Here is a 25,199-nt window from a genome sequence, read left to right as displayed (position 1 = left end):
CACTATCCGTAAATAAATGAAAATACTCTATATACACCAATATTTTGTTACCCCTAAAGAACCAGGGGGCACAAGATCATATTGGATCAGTCGTGAGCTTATAAAAAATGGGCATGAAGTCACCATGCTAACAACCACCAAAGGCAAGGGCAAACCGTCGGAAATGATGATAGACGGCATCAAGGTCATCTATTTGAACGTTCCTTACAATAATCGAATGAGTCTCTTTAAAAGGCTTATCGCGTTTGTAAAGTTCATGTTCCTTTCCTCACTCTATGTGCTTCGAACCCAAAAACCGGATTTAATGATAGGGACCTCTACCCCACTCACCGTAGGATTTCCTGTTCTTGTGGGCAAGAAACTTCGCCGCATACCCTATATTTTTGAAGTGAGGGATCTTTGGCCAGAAGTTCCCGTACAAATGGGAGGGGTCAAAAACAAACTCCTCATCAAATTACTTTATCGTTTTGAAAAGAGTATTTATAAGAATGCGCTTCATGTGGTAGCTTTGTCGCCCGGTATGCGTGATGGTGTTCGCGATGCCGGAACACCCGAGGATAAAATAACCACCATACCCAATATGTCCAAGATTGATAAGTTTTGGCCCAGAGAGAAAAATAAAGAATGGATGGAAAAATTGGGACTTCGTCCCGATTCGTTTAAAGTGATCTATTTTGGCACCATGGGATTGGCCAACGGAATGGAATATATACTTGATGCCGCAAATTTCTTGAAGAATGAAAAAGACATCGAATTCCTATTTGTAGGTGATGGTTCTACCAAACCGGTTTTGGAGGAGCGCTGTAAAAATGAAGGTCTGGATTTTATCCGTTTTTATGGAAAAATGCCAATGGAACAACTTTCCGAAACCGTTAATCTAAGTGATGTTTCACTTGTCACCTTTGCGGACCTGCCCATATTGGCCACCAATTCCCCCAACAAACTGTTTGATACGCTATCAGCGGGAAAGCCATTGATCGTAAACTCACCAGGTTGGACAAAAACCATGGTGGAAGAGGACGATTGTGGGGTTTTTGTAGACCCTAATCGTCCAGAAGAAATGGCCCAGGCCATTTTAAACTTTAAAAACAATCCTGAGGAACGTGAAAGATTTGGCAGAAACGCACGATTACTTGCAGAGCATAAGTTCGACAAATCCATCCTTTGCAAGAAATTTGTGAAAACGGTAGAGGAAACCGCTCAAAAATATTTGTGAAATTTAGCTTCTGATTTTTAAAAAATACTTGAAAGGTATCCGATAAGAATCATTTTTTACATGGGTTTTACGGAAAAGGCAGGCCAATGGTAGATGTAAGGTAACTAACTGTACTTCCTAAGTAAAAAATTCATCATCCAGAAAACGAACGCTAAGAACTTTATTCCATAGCTAAAAATACTTTTCTGCCTTAAGGTAGTTTGGTAATGCTTGCAATATTTATCCTTCCCTCCACATTTTTGTGGGCCACGTATTTTTGCTTTTTATGGATATTGTTATTGATCACCAATTTTCTTTTTCCGGATTGTAGCAGTGGAATATTATCAACATAATTGATTTTGATAATGGCATCATCACCAAAATACTCCTGATATTTCTTCCTTATTCCCTCTTCGTCCTCGCTTTTGTCGAAAGAATTGGAAACTTTTAGTTTTATCAGGTATTCGCCACTTTCTTCTTCTATAAATTGAAACTGCTCAATACCCTTGAACTGTAAAATGTGGTGTATGATGTGTGATGATATATACTCTCCTTTGGTATTGGTGAACATATCCATTTTTCTTCCATCGATCCTGGAGAAAAACAGCTCACCTGTATCGCTATCCTGTTCCATTACACCGACGTCTCCAGTATCGTACCTGATCATGGGCATGGAGTAGTTGAACAGGTCCGTAATCACAATTCTTCCAGGAGTACCCAGTGCAACGGGTTCATCATTGTTCAAATCCAGAATTTCAATATGATAGCTGGCCCAATTGATCTCAAAACGCTTTACGATTCCACCGTTTTTCTCCTGTTGTGCCAAAATACCATTCTCACTATTGGAATACCTGGAAATAGGTTCCGTGCCCAAATACTTGGTTACTTTTTTCCTTACTTCATCGTTCAAACTTTCTGCGATGGCTATTATGGAATCTATCGGTACATTGATTTTATTTTTATCGTTCCTTTCAAAATAGGCACAAATCGTATCCAATGCCGAACTGTATGCCAAGAGGCTCTTGTTTGAACCATCCGTCTCAAGCTCCTCTATTAACTTTTTAACATTGTCATCGGTAAGTTCGTCCACCGAGTACATGGCAATATTCTGAACCTTAGAAAGAAATTTGTTTTTCTTGTACTGTTTGTCCCAAAGTCTCAAATAGTATAGTCTAGACCCTATTTGATACCCTGCACGCTGGGCAAAAAACAAGGTGTCAGCCGTATTTCTCAACCTTTTGTTAGGGTCGTGCAATATTTTAAAAGGATTACCTGTGGAACCACTGGTCATGACCTCGTGGTTGTGCTTATCCCTATAATTCAAACTTTTAAACTGCTCAAACCTGTCTCGAACAGTCTGTTTATCAATGATCGGGAATCTATCCAAATCCAAAGAATCCGGTCCTAGGTCGTAATAATAGGGTACAGTATTTACGGCGTGTTGCAATAGCTTCGCCAGGTTTTCAGCCCTTATTTGTTCCGAAAATTCGGAAGATGGGTTGTTCTGAACCTTTTTTATTTCATTATAGTGTTTTCTGATATCTCCACCCTTGAACATATCAACACTCCAAAATACTAAGTTGCGAAGCTGCTCGGTTAATTTAGCCATAATAATAAAAACTCCCGTTTGAGAGTTCACTCGTTTTTCCTTTCATTTAGTGTTTGATGTCGATAATCTTACGTATAATATTCCATCATAGATACTGTCCACCACATAAGTTGCCCTCTTTTGGTCTTTATCAGGTATTGTTAAGTACCTCCCAAAATTTTTCCCCTCGTAAACGCAATACATTAAAGGGTCGTCCTTTAAAGGGTCGTATCTTAACAAATGGTATTCAGAGGTGTCTTGAGGTTTCAAGTCTTTAAACTTCATTGAAAACAAAGAAACGTAGCTTAAAGTTTTCCCACTATTGTTGACCACCCTAATTTTGGGTGGACATGTTTTTTCTGATGTTGAGGTAAAAACCATCTTTGTAGTAATTGTACTCAACACTAAAACAAAAATGGCACTTAAAACAAATACCTTCAACCCATTACCATTTTATGGAATTATACATTTCTAAAATTAGCACAAAGCATTGCTTTTCTGGATTTTAAATCTTTTAACTTCCAAAAAAATCTATGAACTACATCCTAGTGTTAAAATAACTATGGTTAACGCCTGATTCAAGGAGAATGAATTAATTTTAATTCTACCTAAACCTCTTATCGCCCTAATGAATTTTTTTTCCTATTGCATTGTTTTTTTTCTTGGAAGCATGTGTTGCAATGCCCAATTACAAGTAGTGGGCAAAGTAGTTGAATACCAAGAAAATAAAAAACCGACACCTGTGGTCAATGCCAACGTTTATTGGCTTTCTTCCTCCATGGGGACCACTACGGATATGGAAGGCGACTTTAAAATTCCGTATAATTCCGATTCCAGAAAATTAGTGATAAGCTCCGTAGGATATCGCTCCGATACTATTCCCGTAAACCGGCCCAATCTTGGAAATATCATATTGTATCCCAACGTTATTTTGGATGAGGTAATCGTTGAGAAAGAAGTTGCTCCCATACAAAAATCATTGTTCAAAGTTCAGAATGTGGTTTCTGTGGACAGTAGGGAAATGCTGAAAGCGGCTTGTTGTAATCTTTCTGAGAGCTTTGAAACAAACCCTGCGGTAGATGTCAATGTTTCCGACGCGGTTCTGGGAGCAAAACAAATACAAATGTTGGGGCTTAACAGTCCTTACTTGATGTTTACACAAGAAAACATGCCCTCGATAAGAGGTGCTTCCCAAGTGTTTGGCCTTTCGTTTATCCCTGGATCTTGGATAGAAAGTATTCAAATAACAAAAGGTGCCGGGAGCGTGTTAAATGGATTTGAGAGCATTTCCGGGCATATCAACAGTGAACTTGTAAAACCATTGACGGACCAACGGCTTTTCCTGAATTTATACGCCAATAATTTTGAACGGTACGAATTCAATTCAAGGTTAAACCATAACATTTCCGATCAACTTGGGGTGGGATTGTATGTCCATGCCAACTTGCGCAATGGATATATTGATGACAATGCGGATTCTTTTTACGATACTCCTTTGGCCAAACAGGTCAACTTTATGAACCGTTGGCAATTTATGGATCCTGAAAGTGGCTGGGTAAGCTATGCTAACATACAGTATCTCGCCGACACCAAAGAATTGGGACAGACAGATTTTGATATTGACGAGGATAAATTCACTACCAATGCATGGGGAAGCGAGATCAACACCTCTCGTTTGGATGTTTCCGCCAAAGCAGGATATGTATTTCCCGAATTGCCCTATCAGAGTTTCGGTTTTCAAACGGCGTATAGTTCGCACGATCAAGATTCCTTTTATGGCCTGAACCAATACGACATAGACCATAACTCTTTCTATTCCAATTTTATATTCAATAGTATCATAGGAAGCACCCAACACAAGTTCAAAACTGGGCTGAGCTATACACACGATGCCTATGATGAGCAGGTGAACAGCACAGATTATCTTAGAACAGATAATTCCATTGGCGCTTTTTTTGAATACACCTACGACAGTCTGGAAGGTTTGAGCTTTGTGGCAGGTTTAAGAGCGGATAGTCACAATAACTTGGGAAATTTTATTACACCGAGGCTCCATTTGCGATACTCCCTTTGGGACAAGGCCAGTTTTAGGGCATCCTTTGGTCGGGGCAAGCGTGGAGCCAATATTTTTGCTGAAAACCAACAAATGTTTGCTTCCGCCAGGGACATAAACATTTCAGCGACCAATGGAAATTATTATGGACTATCGCCCGAAAAAGCGTGGAACTACGGGGTTAGTTTTATTCAAAAATTATATCTGTGGAACCGAGTGATGGATTTTTCCATTGACTATTATCGTACGCAATTTGAAGATCAGGTTGTGGTAGACTGGGAAAACCCAAGGGAAATCTCGTTTTACAATCTTGATGGTAAAAGTTACTCCAATAGTATCCAGGTTGACCTCAATTACGAAGTATTGCAAAATTTTCACTTGAGAACCACTTACAAGTATTTTGACGTCGTAACGGATTACAATGCTGGGAGACTGGAAAAACCACTACAGCCAAACTATCGCTTTTTCATCAACCTTAATTATGAAACCCAAAAGTTAAGGGAAAAACAATGGCGGTTTGATTTTACCAGCAATTGGTTGGGCAGACAAAGGATACCCGATACGTCGACCAACCCCGAAGCCTTTCAGCTACCGGAATGGTCTTCTTCCTACATGTTGTTGAATGCCCAAATAACCCGGGTTTTTTCGAACACATTTGAGTTATATGTCGGAGGTGAAAATATCGGTAATTTTACCCAAAACAACCCAATTTTATCCAGTAACGATCCTTTTGGACCTTATTTTGATAGTACACTTTTATATGGACCCGTTTTGCGCAGTCTATATTACGTAGGATTTAGATATAAAATTTAATTATAAAGCAACACAAATGAAAACAACTATGTTTACTTTTCTTGCCCTATTCACCATGGTTTTGGTACATGGACAGGACAAGAACAAATCCATTGATTTTGAGGTAAGGGGCAATTGCGGTATGTGCAAAAGCCGCATTGAAAAAGCGGCGATAAAACTAAAAGGCGTGAAATTTGCTTCATGGAGCCCAGAAACCAAAATATTTGAAGCGATTATTGATGAACGAAAAATAGCCGTTCCAGACATCCAAAAAAGAATTGCAGAAGTTGGTCATGATTCCGAAGGTTTCACAGCTCCCGACAAGGTTTACGACGGCCTGCCGGAGTGCTGTAAATACCGGGACCCAAAAACTGCACATATGGATCACAATAAAATGAAGTGATCTACCAATTAATATTGAGCAAATAAAAAGGTGGGCAAATTGCCCACCTTTTTATTTTATATCACATTTAGTTTGGGTTTCCCTAATATTGATTAGAGCTTAACAATCCTCTTCACCACCAAAATTTCCCCATTGGCGTCCGTGACCCTAATTACATAGAACCCGGATGCAAGCCCGTATAGATCGTTGATGACCATGGTATCCGTATTCTGAAATGCTTCTTCCTTTACAAGCATACCCATCATGTTGAATACTTCTATAACACAATCTTTCTTTTTGTTGAGTCTGATTGTTATTTTCTCGGCAAATGGGTTTGGGGTAGCCGTAATAATAATAGGCTTATCATCCAATAAGTCCCCACCTTCTTCCCATACGATAGGTTCATTTATTTTGTCCGAATATGGGTAAGGATTATATTTTCTTGAAGTCGTCGTTGCCAATAGGTTTCCTTTGGAAACGATCCCTGCATTTTCGGTATCAATGGTTGCTTGAAAAGACGAACCGGGTGAAGCTTCAAACCCTGGATTCAAATTAATTTCGTTTACCGATTCAAACCTGGCAACGGCACCAGCTGGAACTATAAAATTGTCACCCGCATTGATGGCGAACTGATAATAAAATATTTCCTCTGGGTTGTACGTGTTGCTCACAATGTAGTTATCCATGTCTGCCTGTCCGTTCTCTGCATAGAATACACCATAGACCCTGGTATCAGTAATATCGTTGGGGTCTACCAATGGCAGGGTTTCCCCATCAAAAACATAAGTACCGTCGTATCTTAACATGGATGTAGTGATAAACGCGGAGCTTTGATGGATTTCCTCCCACTCGTGCCAGACCTTGTCAACAAATGAGTGGTGGAAATAGAACACGGGATCACGGGGAGAAAGTGGCGTAGGCATTGCTCCTCCTGTCCAAACGTGTGCCCCTCTGTGGGTGGAGCGTCTCTCCAAATCATTAGAAAACTCAAAAAAATCGGGTTCGGCCAATAGGTTGCTTACTGTTGTCGGGGTTGGCAAAGGGCCATCTCCACCTAGGTTACGATTCAAATTCCAATTCGCATCAAAAGTTCCCAAAAGATCATCGTCCCATAAGGCATCGTTAGGGTCTTGGTATATGGAAGAGTTCCAATAGGCCAAACTTATTTCGGGATTGATTTCCTGCACCGCTTGTTCCATTTCGAACATTTGGCGTCTGTGCCAAGCAAGAAAGATTTCCCTTTCCGCTTCATCCGGTAAATTAAAGTGCAGATCCAGTCGCGTTGGGTCCGCGGTATTGTCAAAATTGAAAAATTGTCCATGGAATTGGGCAAGGTCATTGAAAAGGTCCGGGCCATTTCTTAATTCGTAAAAAGCATTGACCAGCTCGGATTTTTCATAATCCGTCATTTCGTCAAAACTTTTCCTAATGCTTTGTCCAAAACTATTCTGAACTAAGAATTGACATATTAAAACGATAACAACAAAGTAATTTTTTTTCATGGTATTAAGTCAGGGCAAATACTTATTTCTTAGGATTATCAATCTGGTTCTGTAACCTTTCCAGGACGTTCATTATTCTGGCATTCTCCTTCTTCATTTCCTGAATATCGGACTCCTGAGATATGATGTATAGCGTTAATTCTTCAATTTTTTGAAGGAGTTTGGCATTCATCGAGCCAAGATCAATTCCTTCCTGCTCCACTTTTTCCGCACTCGGCACATTGGGCAAGTGTCCGTGCTCCAAAATAAATGCCTTTACCTGTTCAAGTCGTGGCAACTCATAATCTTTTTCAAAAACAAAATCGGGCCAATTGGCCTGAAGTTCCACGCGAACGCCTTCGGCAATAACATTTCCTGCTACAGCCAAACGATATCCTTGGGTATTTGTAGTACCAATACCTATGTTTTGATTTGCAAAAAGGTTTCCAGCGGTCCAATCCACTGTGGGCAGATTTGAATTCTCCGAGGTATAATCTACGATTCCCACACCTTGCGAAGAAGTGGTAACGCTTTCCGTATTGCTCACGGAAGAAACGTTCCCAGCCGCATCTTCAGCAAAAACGGTAAAATCATAACTTGTTTCAGGGGTTAGTCCCGTTACGTTAAACCCGGTACTCGTTCCTGTATTGGCAATACTCACGCCATTTCTAAATACTTCGTAATTGGTCACAGCAACGTTATCCGTTGATGCGCTCCAATTAAGTTGTGTGGTCGTAGCGGTAGTGTTTGATGAAGAAAGGTCAACAATGGCTGTTGGAGCATCCGTATCTGGGGTACCTGTAGTAACTACTGTTTCTGTATTGCTGACCGCTGAAACATTCCCAGCTGCATCTTCGGCAAAAACCGTAAAATCATAGCTGGTGCTAGGTGCCAGGCCGGAAACGTTCAAAAACGTTGTAGTTCCCGTGTTTGCAATGCTAACACCATCTTGGAACACTTCGTAATTGGTAACACCAACATTGTCAGTGGAAGGGCTCCATGTCAAATCCACGGATGTTGAAGTAATATTGGAGGAAGATAAATCCGTAACGGTTGAAGGTACTTCAATATCCGGTGCGGCTAATGTGAGAACCGTTTCCACATTACTTACGGAAGAGGTGTTTCCTTCCGCATCTTCGGCAAAAACCGTAAAATCATAGTTTGTTTCAGGTGTTAAACCAGTAACATTTATCGTAGTTGTTGTTCCTGTATTCGCTATGCTCTGTCCATCTTGAAAAACTTCATAATTGACAACTGCAACATTATCGGTGGCTGCACTCCATGACAGATTTACGCCCGTTGAAGTTACGTTGGAAGATGATAAATCCGTAATAGTCGATGGTGCTTCCGTATCTATATTGGAGTTTGTAGTTACATTAACAGTATTTCCCGCAGCAGAAGTATTTCCTGCAGCATCTTCGGCAACAACAGTGAAATCATAGGTTGTATCCGGTGATAAACCAGTTACAGAAAGTGTGGTTGCGGTTCCAGTATTGGCAATACTAACTCCATCTTGAAAAACCTCGTAGTTGATCACTCCTATGTTATCGGAGGAAGCGCTCCAGTTTAATTGAGTACCCGTAGTGGATGTATTGGAAAATGATAAGTCGGTAACGGAACTAGGGGCCTGATTGTCCGCATTCGTGGTAACCCCCAACGTATTTCCTGGGGTGGATGTGTTCCCAGCTGCGTCCTCTGCAGTCACCGTAAAGTTATAACTGGTGTCAGGTGATAGCCCGGTTACGTTAAAAGTTGTCGAAGTTCCCGTATTGGCAATGCTTACACCATCTTGAAACACTTCATAATTGGTCACCCCAACATTGTCCGTAGAGGCACTCCAAGAAAGTTGAGTGGAATTTAACGTGGTATTGGAGGAAATCAATGAAGTGACAGAGCTAGGCGCTTCAGTGTCACTACCGTCTGCGGTAATGGAGACTGCATCTACCAGTACCGTGTTACCTGCAACAAATCTTTGGGAAAAAGGACTAGTGTAAATTCTAATTGCAGGAGTGGTGGAAGAAGCCGTCACATTAAATACATATTCTGTCCAGTTAGTACCCACAATAGGAGTCGTTCCAAAACCATTTAAACCAACCCAGTTTGCGAAAGCAGGACTGTTGGCAGTAGCACCCTGTTTGGCCCAAATACGAATTGTATAATCTGTCCCTACGACTGCGTTAAAGTTGTATTCCAACAATCTGCCGTTGTTATTGGTAGAAACCACTCGAAAAGAAAAGCTTCCCGACTGTACATCGGTGCTCTCCGTAGTTAGAACAGCTTCGGCGTTCCAACCTGCCGTACTATTAGATTCGTTTGATACGGATACAGCGTTGGAATCTGTATGCAAGTCTTGTCCAAAGGCAATGGAAGCTCCAATAAAAAATAAAGGAAAAAGTAATTTTTTGATCATCGAGGTCAGGTGTTTAGTTTGCTAAGGCGTAGGTTATAACAAAGTTATACCAGCACTCAAAGATTAGGAGAAAATGAATCAAAATATCGACGAAACGTATGAAAAACACTTTGACTGCACTATGACATTAAGTTTTTCAACTGCATGAAAATTAAATTCAAAATAAAGTTCAAGTTAAAACGTTAAAAAATAGGTTTAAGGTCTTGACTTAGAGGAAAACCCATGAATTTTTCAGAACAATCCTTTTCCCTTTTAAATTTTTATTTCAATTTTAACCCTTCATAATCCCGCTATTACTATGTACAAATCATTCTTCAAGAGACTTATTGACATTGTAGTTTCTTTTCTAGTGATTTGCATTGCATCTCCACTAATTTTGGTGTTGACCATTTTACTTTTTATCGCCAATAATGGAAAACCTTTCTTTTTTCAGGAACGGCCAGGAATGAACGAGAAAATTTTCAGGTTGATCAAGTTCAAATCGATGAACGATAAAAAGGATTCCAATGGGGAATTGTTGCCCAATCAAGAAAGAATTACACGGGTCGGCAAGTTTATCAGAAAAACATCCTTGGATGAACTGCCCCAGCTTTTCAACGTTCTCAAAGGTGAAATGAGCTTGATAGGACCTCGGCCATTATTGCCAAAATACCTGCCATTATACAACGAGGAACAAAAGAAGAGACACCTAGCTCGGCCTGGGATTACCGGATGGGCACAGGTAAATGGTAGAAATGCAATTTCTTGGGACAAAAAATTTGAACTGGATGTGTGGTATGTAAACCATATTTCATTTAAAACTGATACAACCATCATTTTGCGAACCATTGAAAAAGTGCTTACAAGAAAAGATATTGACAGCGAAGAAAACATAGGCATGGTACCTTTCACAGGAAACAATACATCCCATGAACAATAACGCCATAATTATAGGTGCTGGCACCCATGGTCAAATCTATGCATCCTATCTGAGGGAAGAAGGTATAAATGTTGTAGGTTTTGTGGATGATAACGAATCCCTGTTTGGCAAGGATATTATCGGTATTCCCGTTTTGGGAACTTTTCAGGATTTGCAAGGTAGCAAGCTTAAGGGCATGGCACATCGCATTTATTGTCCCATTGGCAACAATCCCCTCAGACAGCGTTATTTGACCGAGTGCAAAAACATGGGTTATGAAACCCCTAGTTTTTTTCATAGAACAGCCTGTATAGGTCCGGATGCATCAATGGGAGAAGCCAACTACGTGCTCCCGGGAAGCATCATTATGCCCCACACGAAAATCGGTGACTTTTTTATGATCAACATGTCCACCACAATAGGACATCACGTAAATATCGGCAACGGTGTTTTTATGTCTTCCGGTGTAAATGTTGGTGCCAATTTAAATATCGAAGACCACGTCTATGTCGGTATTGGAGCCACCATTATGACAGGTATCGGCACAGTTGGTAAAGGCAGTTTTATCGGGGCTGGGAGCGTTGTAATACGAGAGGTGGAACCAAACACCACTGTTGTTGGCAATCCGGCCAGAGAGATTCCTAGAAAAAAGTAACAATCTATTGATGGATATAAAAAGGGCCAAGCATATATGCTTGGCCCTTTTTATGGTTGCTATGTCTTTTAAAATTCTACTATGATAAACTCCGACCTTCTGTTTTTCGAATGCTGCTCTTCGGTGCATCGCACCCCATCTTTACATTCATTTACCAATTTGGTCTCGCCAAATGCTTCATGGCTGATTCTATCTTTGGCAATACCTTTTGACAAAACATATTCAACAGTGCGCTCTGCTCTTCGTTCAGAAAGCCACTGATTGTATTTTTCCGTTCCTCTGGAATCGGTATGTGCAGTGACTTTAATGGCCAAGCTAGGCTCATCTTCCATAATGGCCACCAATTGATCCAACAAATCCTGATCTCTCGAAGTCAAATAAGAAGAATTCAACTTAAAATAAACATTTCCTAGATTGTTGATTTGATTTTGAAGCTTGGCTCTTCTCGCATCTTCGGCATCTTTCTTGGCTTTTTCCGCAGCAGCAAGTTCAGCTGCCTCTTTTTCCTTTTGCAAACGTTCGGCCAACAATCTTGCTTCTTCATCGGCTTTTGCAATGGAGTCCTGTACCCGTTGCTGCTCTTTCTCCATTTCTTCCAACATGGCCAATTTTTCTTGACCTTTTCTGGAAAGACCTTTTTCCACGTTGAACCTATAAGCCACCCCTAAAGCATGTTGGATATGGTTGGTGGCGTTTTCGGTATCCATCGCCCATTTTCCGGTTGAGTTAAAATCCAATCCCCAGTGGTCGGAGAACCACGTTCTAAAACCGATAACCGCATTGTAGGTTCCCCTACCTTGATTATTGGCATCCGTATACCCGGCACCGATTCCAATATAGGGATCAAAAAAACCGGTTTCTCCCAAAATCATGTTCAAATCGTAGCTCACCCTAAAATCAAGGCCCCAATAATCAACATCTTCAGGGTTAATATTGTTGTCCACTACTTTGCCTTCCTTGTACCGGTTGTATGACCCGATTGCCTCCAGACCCAGGCCGTTCTTAAAATAACGTCCAACACTTACCCTGGAAGGATATGGTACCATGTTCCAGCCTTCACTGAAATCAAAGAGTTCACCAAATTCGTCTCCGGAATCATCTACGATATTGGTTCCCAAAGTAACCAACCAGTAGCTCTGTACTAGACTGTCCTTTTTTGTTAATTCTAGATCCTGGGCGAACGCCATGGCGGAAAATAACAATGCCATGATCAACATTGTAGGTTTTGAAGTATTCATTTTTTATTGATTTGAGGTTAATCGACTTCAAAGCTAGATGAAGCTTTACCAAAATGAAACTTTGCCCTTTCAAGTGCGTTATTTATCGATAAGAAGTATGAATAATTTTGAAATGATTATTCCTCAATCTTTTGGAAAACCACGGTTTTATCGACCAACGGCATTTTGTAGAGATAAAACGGAAAGTAGGTGGGAGAATCCTTGATTTCTTCGTTTTCATCGTTGCCCACGATTTCAACGGCAACAGAAATTTCTTCATCCGTTTCCTTTAACTTGGACAAAACCGGATTCTTTTTCCCTTTTTGTTCGCCCAAACAAACCAAGACCAACATATCCCTGGAAAAATCCACCATCGGTGTTGGCAAGCCCGGTTTTCGGGTTTTGTTGATTTCCTTGTAAAACTTGTTCAATGACTTCGTATCGCGGATGACCCGAGTTTCAAAAGAATCAATATTGATAAAGTCATCTTGATCCACCAACGTTAGGTCATCAATGTGTTCTCCAACGGGTGAATGTCCATTTTTTTGTGCCTTGCATGAAAGCAGGCAGGTCAACGCTATGAAAAAAATATACCTAATGACTAAAATGTGTTTTTAAAACGGGATTTAAATGCTTTTTCATAAAGGTCTTCATACAACGGAAGTATATGCACGATATCAAACTTGGACGCTACATTGAATGCATTTTCCTTGAACCTCTTCAATACATCGTCATCCTTCAAGATTTCGATGGCCTTTGCAGCCATGGTATCAATATCGCCCACATTCGCCAAATACCCGGAAACGCCGTCAATATTCACCTCTGGAATACCACCCGTATTACTGGAAATTATGGCAACCTTGTTGATCATGGCCTCCAATGCGGCCAAACCAAAACTTTCTGTCTCGGAGGGCAAAAGAAACAAATCGGAAAAGCAAAGAATACGGTCAATCTCATTGCTGTTACCTAAAAACAAGACCTTATCCTTTATCCCCAATGAATCGCACAAATCTTCCGCTTTTTCCTTTTCAGGTCCTTCGCCTACCATGATAAGTTTTGCGGGAATCTCTTTCTGGATACGGTGGAATATTTTGATCACATCAGGAATCCGCTTTACCTTTCTAAAATTACTGATGTGGGTTATGATCCGCTCACCTTCCTTGGCCATCATCGTACGTTGACAGTCCGTATAGTTGTTCCGATACTTGGTAGTTTCGATAAAGTTGGGGATTACTTCAATGTCCTTTTCAATATCAAACAACTTCAAGGTTTCATTCTTTAGAGCTTCGGACACTGAAGTCACTACATCTGATTTGTTTATACTGAAAGTGACCGCCGGCTTATAGAACGGGTGCTTGCCCACCAAAGTAATATCCGTACCGTGCAAGGTAGTGATCATAGGTATAAAAATCCCATATTCCTGAAGCATCTTTTTGGCCATGTACCCGGCATAGGCATGTGGAATGGCATAATGCACATGCAATAACTCGATATCGTACATTTTGATGGTATCCACCAACTTGCTGGATAGTGCCAACTCGTAAGGTTGGTAATGGAACAAGGGATACTCTGGAACATGCACTTCATGAAAATGTATGTTGTTGCCCAAAAGCTCTAATCGTACGGGCTGACGATAGGTAACAAAATGTACTTCGTGACCCCGCTCGGCAAGGGCAATTCCCAATTCTGTGGCAACCACACCGCTACCTCCAAAGGTTGGGTAACACACAATCGCTATTTTCATAACAACAAATCTAAGGCAATTATTTATTACCTAATTAATAATAGAATCATAAATGGCCTGCTGAATACGTGTTCGCAGACCGGATTTAATCAATAGTGTATTGGTTGCGGAAGGATAGGTTCGGTTCGAGAGAAATACATAAACTATTTCTTCATCCGGGTCGGCCCATGTGTACGTCCCTGTAAAACCACTGTGTCCAAAACTTTTTCTGGAAACACATCCGCAGGTAGGCCCTTTTTCGTCCAGCTCTGGTTTGTCAAATCCAACGCCCCTTCGCACATTCTTATTACAAAAATAGCAGGTATTGAATCTTTTTACCGTCCTCGCATCAAAAAATCGGTCTCCTCCATAATACCCTCCCTGCAGGTACATCTGCATAATCTTGGCCACCTCATTTGCAGTGCTAAAAAGGCCTGCATGGCCGCCTACACCACCCTGCATGGCCGCACCCATATCGTGCACGTACCCTTGCACTGTTTGATATCTGTAATAGTCGTCCTCTTCCGTAGGAACTATCTCCTCCTTGCTAAATTTTTTTAACGGGTTGAAAGTGGTTCGCTGCAATCCCATGGGTTTGTACAAAAACTCATCTACCAGCTCGTTTATGGGCTTTCCATAAGTCTTTTCTATATATTCTTTGAAAACATAGTAGCCCACATCACTATATCTATATCGATTGGATTTGAGGCTTTGTCTTCCAATTCTGCTATATATGGAATCTTTATAGGACCTTGTAAGATACAAATGCTCCGCCACTTTGTATGGAAAGGCATCCGAAGGGTTTTGCCTGTAAAATTCCGATGATGGTTTGCGATCCTTGGTCAAGGTATCCAAATAAAAGGCTATCCAAGATGGCAATCGACCATAATGTGACAATGCTTTGAGCACGGTAACATCCTTTAAATCGGTATCGGCATACGCAGGAATCAAGTCTTTGAAGGTATCGTTCAATGCTATTTTTCCCTCCTCCTCCATTTTCATGATCATGGGCAAGGTGGAAAGAATCTTGGTCAGGGAAGCCAGATCATAAATGGTTTCCTCGGTGATATTTCTGTCGGATTCATAGGTCGGTTTCCCAAAATTTTTGTTGTAGATTACCTTTCCCCTTCTGGCCACGAGCACCTGTGCTCCAGGAAACATCAAAGAATCCAGCCCCTGCTGCACAAGGGTATCCACTTCGGCCAACATTTCGGAGCTCATTCCCACGCTTTCCGGAATACTATACCCCAGACGCTGTATTGGTTCCAACTGGACCCCGGTTCCCACAGGAAACTCCCCATGGGCAGAAACAGGAAGTTTGCCACTGGCACCGATGGCCCCAAAAATGACCTGGGCTACCTTCTCTTGTGCAATTTTGCTGTTCTGATAACCTACCACTACTCCATCAATAGTATCAAAATTGAGGACATCCAATAAGGCGTATGGTTTGGCGAACAGGGCCAAAATCGTGTTGCTGGTTCTAAGCCTAGATATTTCCTCTAACCAAAAAAGCTCATTTTTGGAAAATTTATAATCCTTCCATGGACTATCATTGTTTTTGTGCAATCCAATAATAACCAGATTGAATTGTGACAGTTTATCCCGGTATTCCGATATATCCTTGGCCTCAATATGGGTTACTTTGTAATACTTGTTCAAAGCGGTCAAAAATGGGGTTCCGGAATCATCCCCAAAATGCACGTACGCAATCTTTTTGTTCTCCAGTTTTTTAATGGGCATCAAAGAAAAATTGTTCTTGGCCACCGTAATCGCCGCTTCAATGGTTTTTTCATAGATTACATCGTTTTCAATCCCGTTTAAATCCTCGTATAAATCATTTAAATCAACAGGTTGGTAATTGTATAGCCCTGCTTTGTATTTGGCCATCAATATTTTTTTGACCGATTTGGCCAATCGCTCCTCCGTAATCTCTCCCTGTTCGTAGGCATTTATCAAGGTCTCTTTGGCCTTGAGGACATTTTCCGGCATTAAAAGCATATCGTTCCCCGCCAAAAAGGCTTCCAGTTCCACTTTGCCTTCCGGTGCAAATTGAGAAACGGCCTTCATGTTCAGGGCATCAGTGATGATAAGGCCTTCAAAGCCTATTTGATTTTGAAGGACCCCTGTCACAATACTTTTGGAAAGTGTGGAGGGATGCCCTTCCCTACTCTCCAAACTGGGAACATCCAAGTGTGCCACCATAATGGAGCTCAGTCCGCTTTCCATTGTTTTTTTGAAGGGATAAAGTTCAATAGAGTCCAAGCGTTCAACGGAAGAATTTATAATGGGCAAGGCTTTATGGGAATCTGTCGCGGTATCGCCGTGTCCCGGAAAATGTTTGCCGCTGGAAAGCACACCGGCTCTTTCCATTCCCCGAACAAATGCCCTACCTTTTCTGGCCACATTTTTGGGGTCTTCACCAAAAGAACGGTTTCCTATAATGGGATTTTGTGGATTATTGTTGATGTCCAAATCTGGAGCAAAATTGATGTGCACTCCGAGGCGTTTGGCGTGCTTTCCAATTTGATGGCCCACTTTTTCAATAATCAAACTATCCTGAACGGCACCCAGGGTCATGTTCCACGGAAAGGCGTAGGTAGAATCCAGTCGCATGGCCATCCCCCATTCAGCATCGGAACCGATCAACAGCGGAAATTTTGATGCCGCCTGGTACTCATTGGTCAATTGGGCCTGCTGCACAGGTCCTCCAACCAAAAAAATAACACCACCGATTCCCTCTTCCTTAACAAGATTCTTGACCTTGTCCGTCGCGGTTTTATTTTGGTTCGATGCAACACTTACCATGAACAATTGCCCTACACGCTCTTGTAAGGACATCTTGTTATACTGATTTTCGACCCATGCCATTTGTGCTACGGAGTCTTTGACAATCAAAGGGTTGTACTGCCCAGCTGCATGAAAACAAAATAATATAAAAAGGGGGAAAAGGAGCTTTATCCGCATAAAAATCTAGTCTAGGACTTGAACTTTTTGCTGATAAAAATATTGCATTTCATCGAGGGAAGCATACAAATTAAGATAATTTAAGAATATCCTATACAAATCTGGAATGCCAACTTTCGCTTGCCGGCACTTCCCAATTCTCCAAATACTCTTGTTTTGTCGCCACCAAATTGTTGAATACAATGGTACTTGCGGAAACGGATTTGGCCTTGGCCATTTTCTTGAAATCCTTCAGGGGTTTGTAGGTAATGAACTCGCCTTGCTTGAAGGAAACGTTCATTCTGTCCAACAATTGCACGTTGTACTTTTGCTCCAAGTTTTGGATAAAATGTACAGAAGCATCAATGGAGCAGCCGGATGCGCTTGCATTGGTCTGATTTAAACCTATCACAATGAATCTCTTATATTTAATTTCAAACCCAGCGTGCAAGTGACTGCCGTGGGCCGTCCATTCTTTTAAGAACTCCGTAAGACTCCCTTCCAACTCCTGCAGTTCTTCTTCGGTAAAACTTCTATCGGCCTGATAGATCCAAATTCTGGAATTATCGGGCAACTCATTAAAATCCACTAGCATATTTTTATGTATTTCGGTCTCGACTTCGCTCGACCTGACATTTTTATATTTGGTTTATAATCCTTGGGAGTTGGCCAAAATCTCGGCCACGTCCAATACAGTGACACTTTCTTCCTTTTCGTGTGCCTTTATTCCATCCGTCATCATGGTATTGCAATAAGGACAGCCTGTTGCAATAATATTTGGATTGGTCTCAAGGGCATCTTTGGTACGCAACACGTTGACATCCATATCACCTTTCTCCGGTTCCTTGAACATTTGTGCTCCTCCTGCTCCGCAGCACAGCGCGGTTTTTTTATGTCGCTTCATTTCTACCAATTCCGCATTGGTCTTGGCAAGTAGCTCCCGAGGTGCATCAAAAACAGAATTGGCCCTGCCCAAATAGCACGGGTCGTGAAAGGTAATTCGCTTTCCCTTATATCCATCGCCCGTAAGGGTCAGGCGCCCACCGTCTATCAGTTCCTTTAGATATTGGGTGTGGTGTACCACATCATAACTCCCGCCCAAACCAGGGTACTCATTTTTAAGGGTGTTGAAGGAATGCGGATCACAAGTAACTATTCTTTTGATTTCATATCCGTTCAACAGTTCAATGTTCATCATGGCCTGCATCTGGAACAAGAATTCGTTACCGGCCCGTTTGGCAACATCCCCGGTAGAGCTCTCCTCCGTACCCAAAACGGCAAAATCCACATTCGCCTTGTTCAGTAATTTTACGAAAGCCCTTGAAATTTTTTTGGCCCGATCATCATAACTACCCGCGGAACCGACCCAGAACAATATTTCCGGTTGCTTGCCTTCCGCCATAAACTCCTGCATGGTCTTGACCTTCAATTGTTCGCTCATAGTTTTTGATTTATTCGTTAACCCAGTTTAAACGGTCCATTTGGTTGTAGGGCCAAGGTGCGCCGTTATTTTCTATGTTGGACATCATATTGTTCAGCTCCATGGGTGCGGCTGATTGTTCCATCACCAAGTATCTTCGCATTTCCACGATTATGGACAATGGGTCTATACTTACGGGACAGGCTTGTACACATGCGTTACAGGTTGTGCAGGCCCAGAGTTCCTCCCTGGTAATGTAATCGTCCAGCAATTGTTTACCATCCGAAACGAACTCCCCGTTGTTAGCGTCCATAATCTTGCCCACTTCTTCCAAACGATCGCGGGTATCCATCATTATTTTTCGTGGTGACAGCTTTTTTCCTGTTTGATTCGCTGGACACTCGGACGTACAACGCCCACATTCCGTGCAGGTATAGGCATTGAGCAATTGCACCCAATTCAAATCCATTACGTCGGATGCACCAAATTTTTCCGGCTCGGCCGATTCATCTTCAACAGGAGCGGCATATGGGTCGGCATCCGGGTCCATCATCAATTTTACTTCATTGGTGACGGATTTTAGGTTGTTGAATGCTCCCTGCGGCTTAAGTTTCCCGTAGTAGGTATTGGGGAATGCCAATAGAATATGCAAATGTTTTGAATAATAGAGGTAATTGAGAAAGGCCAAAATCCCCAAAATATGCAACCACCAAGCGGTTCTTTCCACAAGAATTAAAGATGATTCTGATAGACCTTCGAACAAAGGAACAATAAATTGACTTACAGGAAACGCCCCTGCTTGTGTGTAGTGTTCGGCTCCTAGCTGTTGTAATTGAAAATCCGCTGCGTTCATGGTCAAGAACAACAGCATCAATACAAACTCTATGTACAGGATCAGGTTCCCGTCGGTCTTGGGCCACCCTTTCATTTCAGGTTTTATGAATCGTTGAAGCCTTATGATGTTCCTTCTTATCCAGAAAACAACTACGGCCACGATTACCAAAAGCGCCAATACCTCAAAGGACCCTATCAAAAAATTATATAGTGAACCTAATGGAGAAAACAAACGGTGTGTTCCCAGAAGTCCATCGAGAATAATTTCCAACACTTCAATGTTTATGATGATGAAGCCCATATAAACGATAATATGCATTAAGCCCGCAATAGGGCGAACGACCATTTTGGTCTGCCCAAGGGCAATCTTTACCATATTTTTCCAACGTTGGGGTTTGTTGTCGCTCACGTCGACATCTTTCCCGAGCTTTATATTTCTGGATAACTTTTTAACATTACGGGCAAAGAATCCAATGCCCGCAACAAGGGCCAGGGCAAACAATACGTTGGGCAAATATTCCATTTATTGATTCTCTTTTTGTTCTATGGGCTGTTCCTCTTCGGCAGGGTCATCTTCGGGAAGGGTATATTCCTTCTGTTTTTTTCCAAAAACCGAAACATTGACATATCGCTTGGGGTTGAGCCTGAAATCCTGCAACAATAGGTCCAATTCCCTTGATGCTTCCGCCAAATTATTATAGAGTGCATCGTCTTGGTGCAATTTGCCCAGAGATCCCTCTCCCCGTTCTATCTTGGCCAATATGGCGTTCAACTTGCCAACTGTGGTCTGGAACTCTGTAAGGGTCCCTCCCAAATCTGAGTTGACCAAGGAGTCCGACAGTTTTGAAAAGTTGGAAGTAATATGGCTTACATTTTTCAATGAACTGTCCAGTTGTGCCCTGTTATTATCCAACAATATATTCAAATTATCGGCACTTCCCTTAAATGACCTGACCAGTGCATTCAATGAAACGATGGTTTCCTTGAGCTGTTTTTTGGTGGGGTCGTCCAAAATCTGGTTTACGTTCATCAACAAGGAATCCGCATTGGATACGGCACCCTCCACCTTCATTTGGAGCGGCGTCAACTTTTGTTGCACCAGTTCGGTGATCCCTGGTTTTATTTTTGATTTTAAGGTGTCTCCTGATTCGGCTCTTGGAGCTTGGTCAAAAACAGGTACAATTTGAACCCCCTTCCCCCCAATGATTCCGGTATCAAAAAGTTCCGCGATACTGTTTTCGGAAAATTCAAATTCATTGCTCACCGTCAAGGTAACCAACAGTTTTCCCGAGCTATCCTTAAAACTGATATCGGTAACATTGCCCACGTTGTACCCATTGATTGAAACCTGGGTTCCGGGCTGTAGACCACCTACATTATCGTAAACGGCATAAAATGTTTTGTTGTTTTCGAAAAGCGGAGAGGATTTTAAGTAGCTCAGACCAAAGATAAAGGCCGCAATGCCAGCAACTACGATAATCCCAGTTTTAATTTCCCTGGATAGTTTCAAAAGATTCGGTTTATGGTTTAAACAAAATTAGGAATAATTTTTTCAAGAATCCCCTTGTGGCAAATCTACTTCATGGCCGCTGTCAAAGGAACCCTTACCCCGTCCTTGTAAGCAACAATGTAAGATGTGGTGTAACCCTTGGCGTCCGCAGCTTTTTTTAAGCTTTTGGCCTCTTCATAAGAGTTTGCATTGCCATACATATATCTATAGAGGTTTTTGTACGGCTCTCTGGATAATTTATCCAAACCGTTAAAATTACTTCCGGTCAGGGGGATATTTTTGGCGCTTGCCATGAGCTGTACCTTGTAAATAACTCCATTGGCACTTGGTTTCTCTTTTTCTTCTTTGGGTGCTTCCTTTTGTATGTTTGAGGGTGACTCCACCTTGGCCTCATCCTTGATATCATTTTTCTTGGTTTCCGGTATGTTCACGGCCACTTGGGCATCTTCGATTTTAGGAGTTTCAGGGGTAGTTGCGGCGGTGAACCCCATTTCCTCTTTGTATGCCAATACTGCATCGGCAATGGCCTTGCCCATTTCTTCCTGACCCTTTTTGGAATTAAGGTAGCTTCCTTCGTTCTTGTTGGTCAAAAAACCTGCTTCTACCAATACACTGGGCATAAAAGTTTGGTGTAGAACTATAAACCCGGCCTGCTTTACCTTTCTGTCCTTGCGCTTGAGCCCTTTTGTAAAATTATCCTGAATCTTTTTTCCCAATTGGATGCTCTGGTCCAAGAACTCTTCCTGCATGATCGTAAGACCTATCACCGATTCGGGTGAATTGATATCGTACTTGGCATACCTCTGCTCATAATCGTCCTCCAAATAAATTACGGAGTTCTCCTTTTTGGCGACTTCAAAGTTTTGTCGGTTTGCGTGGAGTCCGAGCACATAGGTCTCCGCTCCGTAGGCGTCTGAATTATGGGCATTGCAGTGGACAGAAACAAATAGATCGGCATTCGCTTCATTGGCGATCTCGCCCCTTACGAACAAATCTATGAACGTATCATCCTTTCTGGTATACACTACTTTGATATCTGGATACTTTTCCAGCTCCTTTCCCACCTTCAGCACGATGGCAAGTGCAATTTCCTTTTCCAGATAACCATTTCCAATGTTACCGGGGTCATGGTCACCATGACCGGCATCCAGGACCACTACAAATTTATCCTTTGGAGGAACCTCGGTATCATTTTTGTTGAAAGAGGTCAATGGAAGGACCAATAGAAGACAAATTAAAAATATCAACCGACTTTTATTCATAAGAACTGAGTAATTATAGCGTTCTGTATTGGTTAAAAATATTGTAATCCCCAATAAGTAGAACAAAAAATATATGTAAGTTTGACCCCTAAACTGGGCCGACTAGCACAAAAATAGGATTTATCACGTTGCAACCAAATAAACATTTTTTACTTTTCCTATTTGTTCTTCTTTGTGGCATCGCTACCTTAAGTGCTCAGGAAGACCTCATTAGACCTTTGCCTATAAAGGTTTCCAAAGACACCATCACGGCGCCCCTCTTGCCACCCAACATATTAAATGATTCTACCAAGGTTGATTCCGTTGACACAGATACCGTGCCAAAAAAGCAACCGTTACTCTTGGATAAAATCAAATATAAGGCCAAAGATTATGTAAAGCTCAGCCAAAAGGACAATAAGATTTATCTGTACGATGAAGCTGAAATCTATTATCAAGATACCGAACTTAAGGCCGGTGTAATTGTAATGGATTATGTGAAAAACGAGGTCTATGCCGGCCGAATGAAGGATTCCTTGGGAAATTACTCCCAGCTGCCTTTTTTTAAACAGGGCGACAACGAGGTAAGACCGGATTCCATCCGTTTTAATTTTGACACCCAAAAAGCGCTGATCTGGAATTCCAGAACTGAACAGGAAGCCGGATTGGGACAATTGGGACAGGATGCCATGAAGGTATACGCCGAAAGGACTAAGAAAGAAAACGACTCGGTCTACTTTTTGTACGAGGGAAAACTAACGACATCCAATGATACGGTCAACCCCGATTACTACATTCGGGTCCGAAAGGCCAAGTTCGTCCCCAAAAAGAAAATCATTGCCGGGTATAGCAACATGTACATCGTGGATGTGCCTACCCCTGTTGCCCTGCCCTTTGCCTATTTTCCACTAACAGGGGGTAGAGCTCCGGGAATTCTATTTCCCACTTTTGGTAACGACCCAAGACGAGGATATTTTATACAAAATGGAGGGTATTATCTGCCGATAAGCGATTATGTGGACCTTAGCGTTATGGGAGATTATTACACCAACGGAAGTTATGGTCTCCAAGGTAATTCCATTTATGCAAAGCGATATAAGTTCAAGGGGAATGTCAGCATCAGTTATGAGAACCTTGTAACCAGTCAAAAAGGGTTTGATGATTACAGTAGGACGAGCAATTACAACATTAGAATTTCGCATTCCCAAGACCCCAAGGCCAGTCCAAACTCAAGGTTTTCAGCTTCAGTGAACTTGGGTTCCAGTCAATATTACACCAACTCGCTCAACCAGGTAAACCGGAACAATTCGCAAACCAACACTTTTGCATCTTCCATAAGCTATTCAAAAACATTTCCAGAATATCCCTCGGTAAATACGAGCTTAACGGTAAGCCATACCCAAAACTCGAGAACGCAGGTAATCAATATGTCGCTGCCGACGTTCCAAGGAAGTATGGAACGAATCTATCCCTTCGTAAAGCGGGACGAGGTAAAGAAGGGCGTTTTTGAAAACATCAACTTTCAGTATGATGTAAACGCGCAGAACAGCATTACGACTACCGAGGAGAATTTTTTCAAGAGCGGAATGTTCGATGATGCCAGAATTGGTGCCCGTCACAGAATACCCATTGCCACCAACTTTAAGCTGGCCAAATATCTTAGTGTGAGTTTAAACGGAAATTACGAGGACATATGGACAATGGAAACGATACGGAGACAATATGATTCCGAGACGGAAGAAGTTGTTACCGATACCATTGCAGGGTTTGACCGTTTTAACAGATACAGCTTTGGAACGAGCATCGGTACCACCATGTACGGTACTTGGAATTTTGGCGAAGGCAAGAAAATACAGGCCCTGCGACACGTTATGAGACCTTCGATAAGCTATAGCTATACACCTTCGTTCGAACAGTTTTACGAGAGCTATACGGATGAAGATGGCGAGGAAGTGGAGTACACTCCATTTGAGACCAGTATTTATGGAAGGCCTTCCTTGAACAAGGGCAGCGCCCTGAGCTTCTCCCTTCAAAACTCGCTTGAAGCAAAAGTCCGTGACAAGGACTCCACGGCCACGGAACCCAAAAAGGTGAAGATTTTGAGCAACCTTTCCTTTTCCGCCAGTTATAATCTAGAGGCCGATTCCCTTAAACTGAGTCCCATCAACATGAGCGGTGCTACGGAAATTATAAAAAATGTACCCATAAACTTTTCGGCGACCTTTGACCCTTACGCCATTGACAACAACGGCAGGCGAATCAACACCCTTAACGTAAATAATGGCGGGGGAATAGCCCGTTTGACATCGGCCCGGTTAAACACCGGATTCTCGTTGAACAGTGAAATGTTTAAAAAAGGCGGGGGAAAAGAAAAAAGCGACGAGGAGAAACAATCGGATTTTAGCGATAACCCGTTTGCGATGGACAATATAAGAGAACCTTCCTCTCGATTTAATGAAGGAGGCAAAGGTCGTGGCAAAAAGAACGATGAGGACCAACCCATTTACAACAACTCGCTTCCGTGGGATGCCCGATTTACCTATGTGGCGTCCTACAACAACAATAACAGACAGAGTGAAATTACCAACCATTCCCTGATGTTTTCGGGCAATATTCAACTTACGCCCAAATGGGAAGTGGGCTTTAACTCTGGTTACGATATCAAGAACAAAGGTTTTACCGACACCCGTTTTGCCTTTAAAAGAGATCTTGGCAGTTTTAGGCTAAGTTTTGATTGGACTCCTTTTGGAAGGTTTGAGAGATGGTATTTCTTTATCGGGATAAAGAGTTCTATTTTGAGCGACATCAAATGGGAAAACAGAAGCCAGCGTTAATATCCGGCCTATATTTTTTACCT

General features: G+C 41.9%; 18 protein-coding genes. 6 read left to right on the top strand and 12 right to left on the bottom strand.

The annotated features are described in order from the left end of the window. The first annotated feature begins 16 nt into the window (after positions 1–16). Positions 17–1,216, top strand: coding sequence for a glycosyltransferase family 4 protein (locus SD449_RS00290; protein ID WP_318308100.1), 1,200 nt, complete (start codon positions 17–19; stop codon positions 1,214–1,216). A gap of 190 nt (positions 1,217–1,406) precedes the next feature. On the opposite strand, the gene SD449_RS00285 is transcribed toward SD449_RS00290, so the two are convergent. Continuing rightward, positions 1,407–2,804 carry a phenylacetate--CoA ligase family protein gene (locus tag SD449_RS00285; RefSeq protein ID WP_318308098.1) on the bottom strand — a complete coding sequence of 466 codons (1,398 nt, stop codon included), beginning with the start codon at positions 2,802–2,804 and terminating at the stop codon, positions 1,407–1,409. Positions 2,805–3,480: 676 nt separating this feature from the next. Here SD449_RS00285 and SD449_RS00280 point away from each other — a divergent pair. Both SD449_RS00280 and SD449_RS00275 read left to right on the top strand, forming a co-directional pair. Beyond that, entirely contained in the window at positions 3,481–5,649 is a 2,169-nt protein-coding gene (locus SD449_RS00280) for a TonB-dependent receptor (RefSeq protein ID WP_318308097.1), read from the top strand. Positions 5,650–5,665: 16 nt separating this feature from the next. Then, positions 5,666–6,031, top strand: a complete 366-nt coding sequence (locus SD449_RS00275) for a heavy-metal-associated domain-containing protein (RefSeq protein ID WP_318308096.1) — start codon at positions 5,666–5,668, stop codon at positions 6,029–6,031. 92 nt (positions 6,032–6,123) lie between these two features. On the opposite strand, the gene SD449_RS00270 is transcribed toward SD449_RS00275, so the two are convergent. Further along, positions 6,124–7,419, bottom strand: coding sequence for a tyrosinase family protein (locus SD449_RS00270; protein WP_318308094.1), 1,296 nt, complete (start codon positions 7,417–7,419; stop codon positions 6,124–6,126). 115 nt (positions 7,420–7,534) lie between these two features. Continuing rightward, positions 7,535–9,901: a fibronectin type III domain-containing protein gene (locus tag SD449_RS00265; protein WP_318308093.1), complete on the bottom strand. Its 2,367-nt coding sequence runs from the start codon at positions 9,899–9,901 to the stop codon at positions 7,535–7,537. 298 nt (positions 9,902–10,199) lie between these two features. Between SD449_RS00265 and SD449_RS00260 the strand changes: the two genes are divergently transcribed. Together SD449_RS00260 and SD449_RS00255 are read left to right on the top strand one after the other, a co-directional pair. Further along, a complete protein-coding gene (locus SD449_RS00260; RefSeq protein ID WP_318308092.1) occupies positions 10,200–10,820 on the top strand; it encodes a sugar transferase in 621 nt (206 codons plus the stop codon). Further along, the gene (locus tag SD449_RS00255; RefSeq protein ID WP_318308091.1) at positions 10,810–11,454 is read left to right on the top strand and encodes an acetyltransferase; all 645 of its coding nucleotides are present in this window, start codon (positions 10,810–10,812) and stop codon (positions 11,452–11,454) included. Before SD449_RS00260 ends, SD449_RS00255 begins: the two co-directional genes overlap by 11 nt. A 68-nt stretch (positions 11,455–11,522) precedes the next feature. Here the strand turns inward: SD449_RS00255 and SD449_RS00250 are convergent, their stop codons facing one another. From SD449_RS00250 to SD449_RS00210, 9 genes are all read right to left on the bottom strand, one after another. Then, the gene (locus SD449_RS00250) at positions 11,523–12,692 is read right to left on the bottom strand and encodes an OmpA family protein (RefSeq protein WP_318308090.1); all 1,170 of its coding nucleotides are present in this window, start codon (positions 12,690–12,692) and stop codon (positions 11,523–11,525) included. Between the two features lie 116 nt (positions 12,693–12,808). Continuing rightward, entirely contained in the window at positions 12,809–13,246 is a 438-nt protein-coding gene (locus tag SD449_RS00245; RefSeq protein ID WP_318308089.1) for a hypothetical protein, read from the bottom strand. 26 nt (positions 13,247–13,272) lie between these two features. Next, the gene (gene bshA, locus SD449_RS00240) at positions 13,273–14,415 is read right to left on the bottom strand and encodes an N-acetyl-alpha-D-glucosaminyl L-malate synthase BshA (RefSeq protein ID WP_318308088.1); all 1,143 of its coding nucleotides are present in this window, start codon (positions 14,413–14,415) and stop codon (positions 13,273–13,275) included. A 30-nt stretch (positions 14,416–14,445) separates the two neighbouring features. After that, positions 14,446–17,358 carry a glycoside hydrolase family 3 N-terminal domain-containing protein gene (locus SD449_RS00235; RefSeq protein ID WP_318308087.1) on the bottom strand — a complete coding sequence of 971 codons (2,913 nt, stop codon included), beginning with the start codon at positions 17,356–17,358 and terminating at the stop codon, positions 14,446–14,448. 91 nt (positions 17,359–17,449) lie between these two features. Next, complete coding sequence (locus SD449_RS00230; RefSeq protein ID WP_318308086.1) at positions 17,450–17,932, bottom strand: ABC transporter ATPase; 483 nt, start codon at positions 17,930–17,932, stop codon at positions 17,450–17,452. A 54-nt stretch (positions 17,933–17,986) separates the two neighbouring features. After that, complete coding sequence (locus SD449_RS00225) at positions 17,987–18,778, bottom strand: (Fe-S)-binding protein (protein ID WP_318308085.1); 792 nt, start codon at positions 18,776–18,778, stop codon at positions 17,987–17,989. A gap of 10 nt (positions 18,779–18,788) precedes the next feature. Further along, positions 18,789–20,114 (bottom strand): (Fe-S)-binding protein, encoded by a 1,326-nt coding sequence (locus SD449_RS00220; RefSeq protein ID WP_318308084.1) that lies wholly within the window; start codon positions 20,112–20,114, stop codon positions 18,789–18,791. Further along, positions 20,115–21,101 (bottom strand): MlaD family protein, encoded by a 987-nt coding sequence (locus SD449_RS00215; protein ID WP_318308083.1) that lies wholly within the window; start codon positions 21,099–21,101, stop codon positions 20,115–20,117. 65 nt (positions 21,102–21,166) lie between these two features. Beyond that, the gene (locus SD449_RS00210; protein ID WP_318308081.1) at positions 21,167–22,363 is read right to left on the bottom strand and encodes an N-acetylmuramoyl-L-alanine amidase family protein; all 1,197 of its coding nucleotides are present in this window, start codon (positions 22,361–22,363) and stop codon (positions 21,167–21,169) included. 128 nt (positions 22,364–22,491) lie between these two features. Between SD449_RS00210 and SD449_RS00205 the strand changes: the two genes are divergently transcribed. Next, positions 22,492–25,176: a putative LPS assembly protein LptD gene (locus SD449_RS00205; RefSeq protein ID WP_318308080.1), complete on the top strand. Its 2,685-nt coding sequence runs from the start codon at positions 22,492–22,494 to the stop codon at positions 25,174–25,176. The last annotated feature ends 23 nt before the right edge of the window (positions 25,177–25,199 follow it).

This window comes from Flagellimonas crocea (assembly GCF_033441595.1).
In the GTDB taxonomy this organism is placed as follows: domain Bacteria; phylum Bacteroidota; class Bacteroidia; order Flavobacteriales; family Flavobacteriaceae; genus Flagellimonas; species Flagellimonas crocea.
Note: the sequence above shows the minus strand (reverse complement) of the source record. Positions and strands in the feature narration are given on the sequence as shown.

Excerpts from the sequence above, each read along its gene's own strand:
- SD449_RS00290 (WP_318308100.1), top strand. The coding sequence starts at position 17 with ATGAAAATACTCTATATACACCAATATTTTGTTACCCCTAAAGAACCA.
- SD449_RS00285 (WP_318308098.1), bottom strand. The coding sequence starts at position 2,804 with ATGGCTAAATTAACCGAGCAGCTTCGCAACTTAGTATTTTGGAGTGTT.
- SD449_RS00275 (WP_318308096.1), top strand. The coding sequence starts at position 5,666 with ATGAAAACAACTATGTTTACTTTTCTTGCCCTATTCACCATGGTTTTG.
- SD449_RS00270 (WP_318308094.1), bottom strand. The coding sequence starts at position 7,419 with ATGACGGATTATGAAAAATCCGAGCTGGTCAATGCTTTTTACGAATTA.
- SD449_RS00265 (WP_318308093.1), bottom strand. The coding sequence starts at position 9,901 with ATGATCAAAAAATTACTTTTTCCTTTATTTTTTATTGGAGCTTCCATT.
- SD449_RS00260 (WP_318308092.1), top strand. The coding sequence starts at position 10,200 with ATGTACAAATCATTCTTCAAGAGACTTATTGACATTGTAGTTTCTTTT.
- SD449_RS00255 (WP_318308091.1), top strand. The coding sequence starts at position 10,810 with ATGAACAATAACGCCATAATTATAGGTGCTGGCACCCATGGTCAAATC.
- SD449_RS00250 (WP_318308090.1), bottom strand. The coding sequence starts at position 12,692 with ATGAATACTTCAAAACCTACAATGTTGATCATGGCATTGTTATTTTCC.
- bshA (WP_318308088.1), bottom strand. The coding sequence starts at position 14,415 with ATGAAAATAGCGATTGTGTGTTACCCAACCTTTGGAGGTAGCGGTGTG.
- SD449_RS00235 (WP_318308087.1), bottom strand. The coding sequence starts at position 17,358 with ATGCGGATAAAGCTCCTTTTCCCCCTTTTTATATTATTTTGTTTTCAT.
- SD449_RS00230 (WP_318308086.1), bottom strand. The coding sequence starts at position 17,932 with ATGCTAGTGGATTTTAATGAGTTGCCCGATAATTCCAGAATTTGGATC.
- SD449_RS00225 (WP_318308085.1), bottom strand. The coding sequence starts at position 18,778 with ATGAGCGAACAATTGAAGGTCAAGACCATGCAGGAGTTTATGGCGGAA.
- SD449_RS00220 (WP_318308084.1), bottom strand. The coding sequence starts at position 20,114 with ATGGAATATTTGCCCAACGTATTGTTTGCCCTGGCCCTTGTTGCGGGC.
- SD449_RS00210 (WP_318308081.1), bottom strand. The coding sequence starts at position 22,363 with ATGAATAAAAGTCGGTTGATATTTTTAATTTGTCTTCTATTGGTCCTT.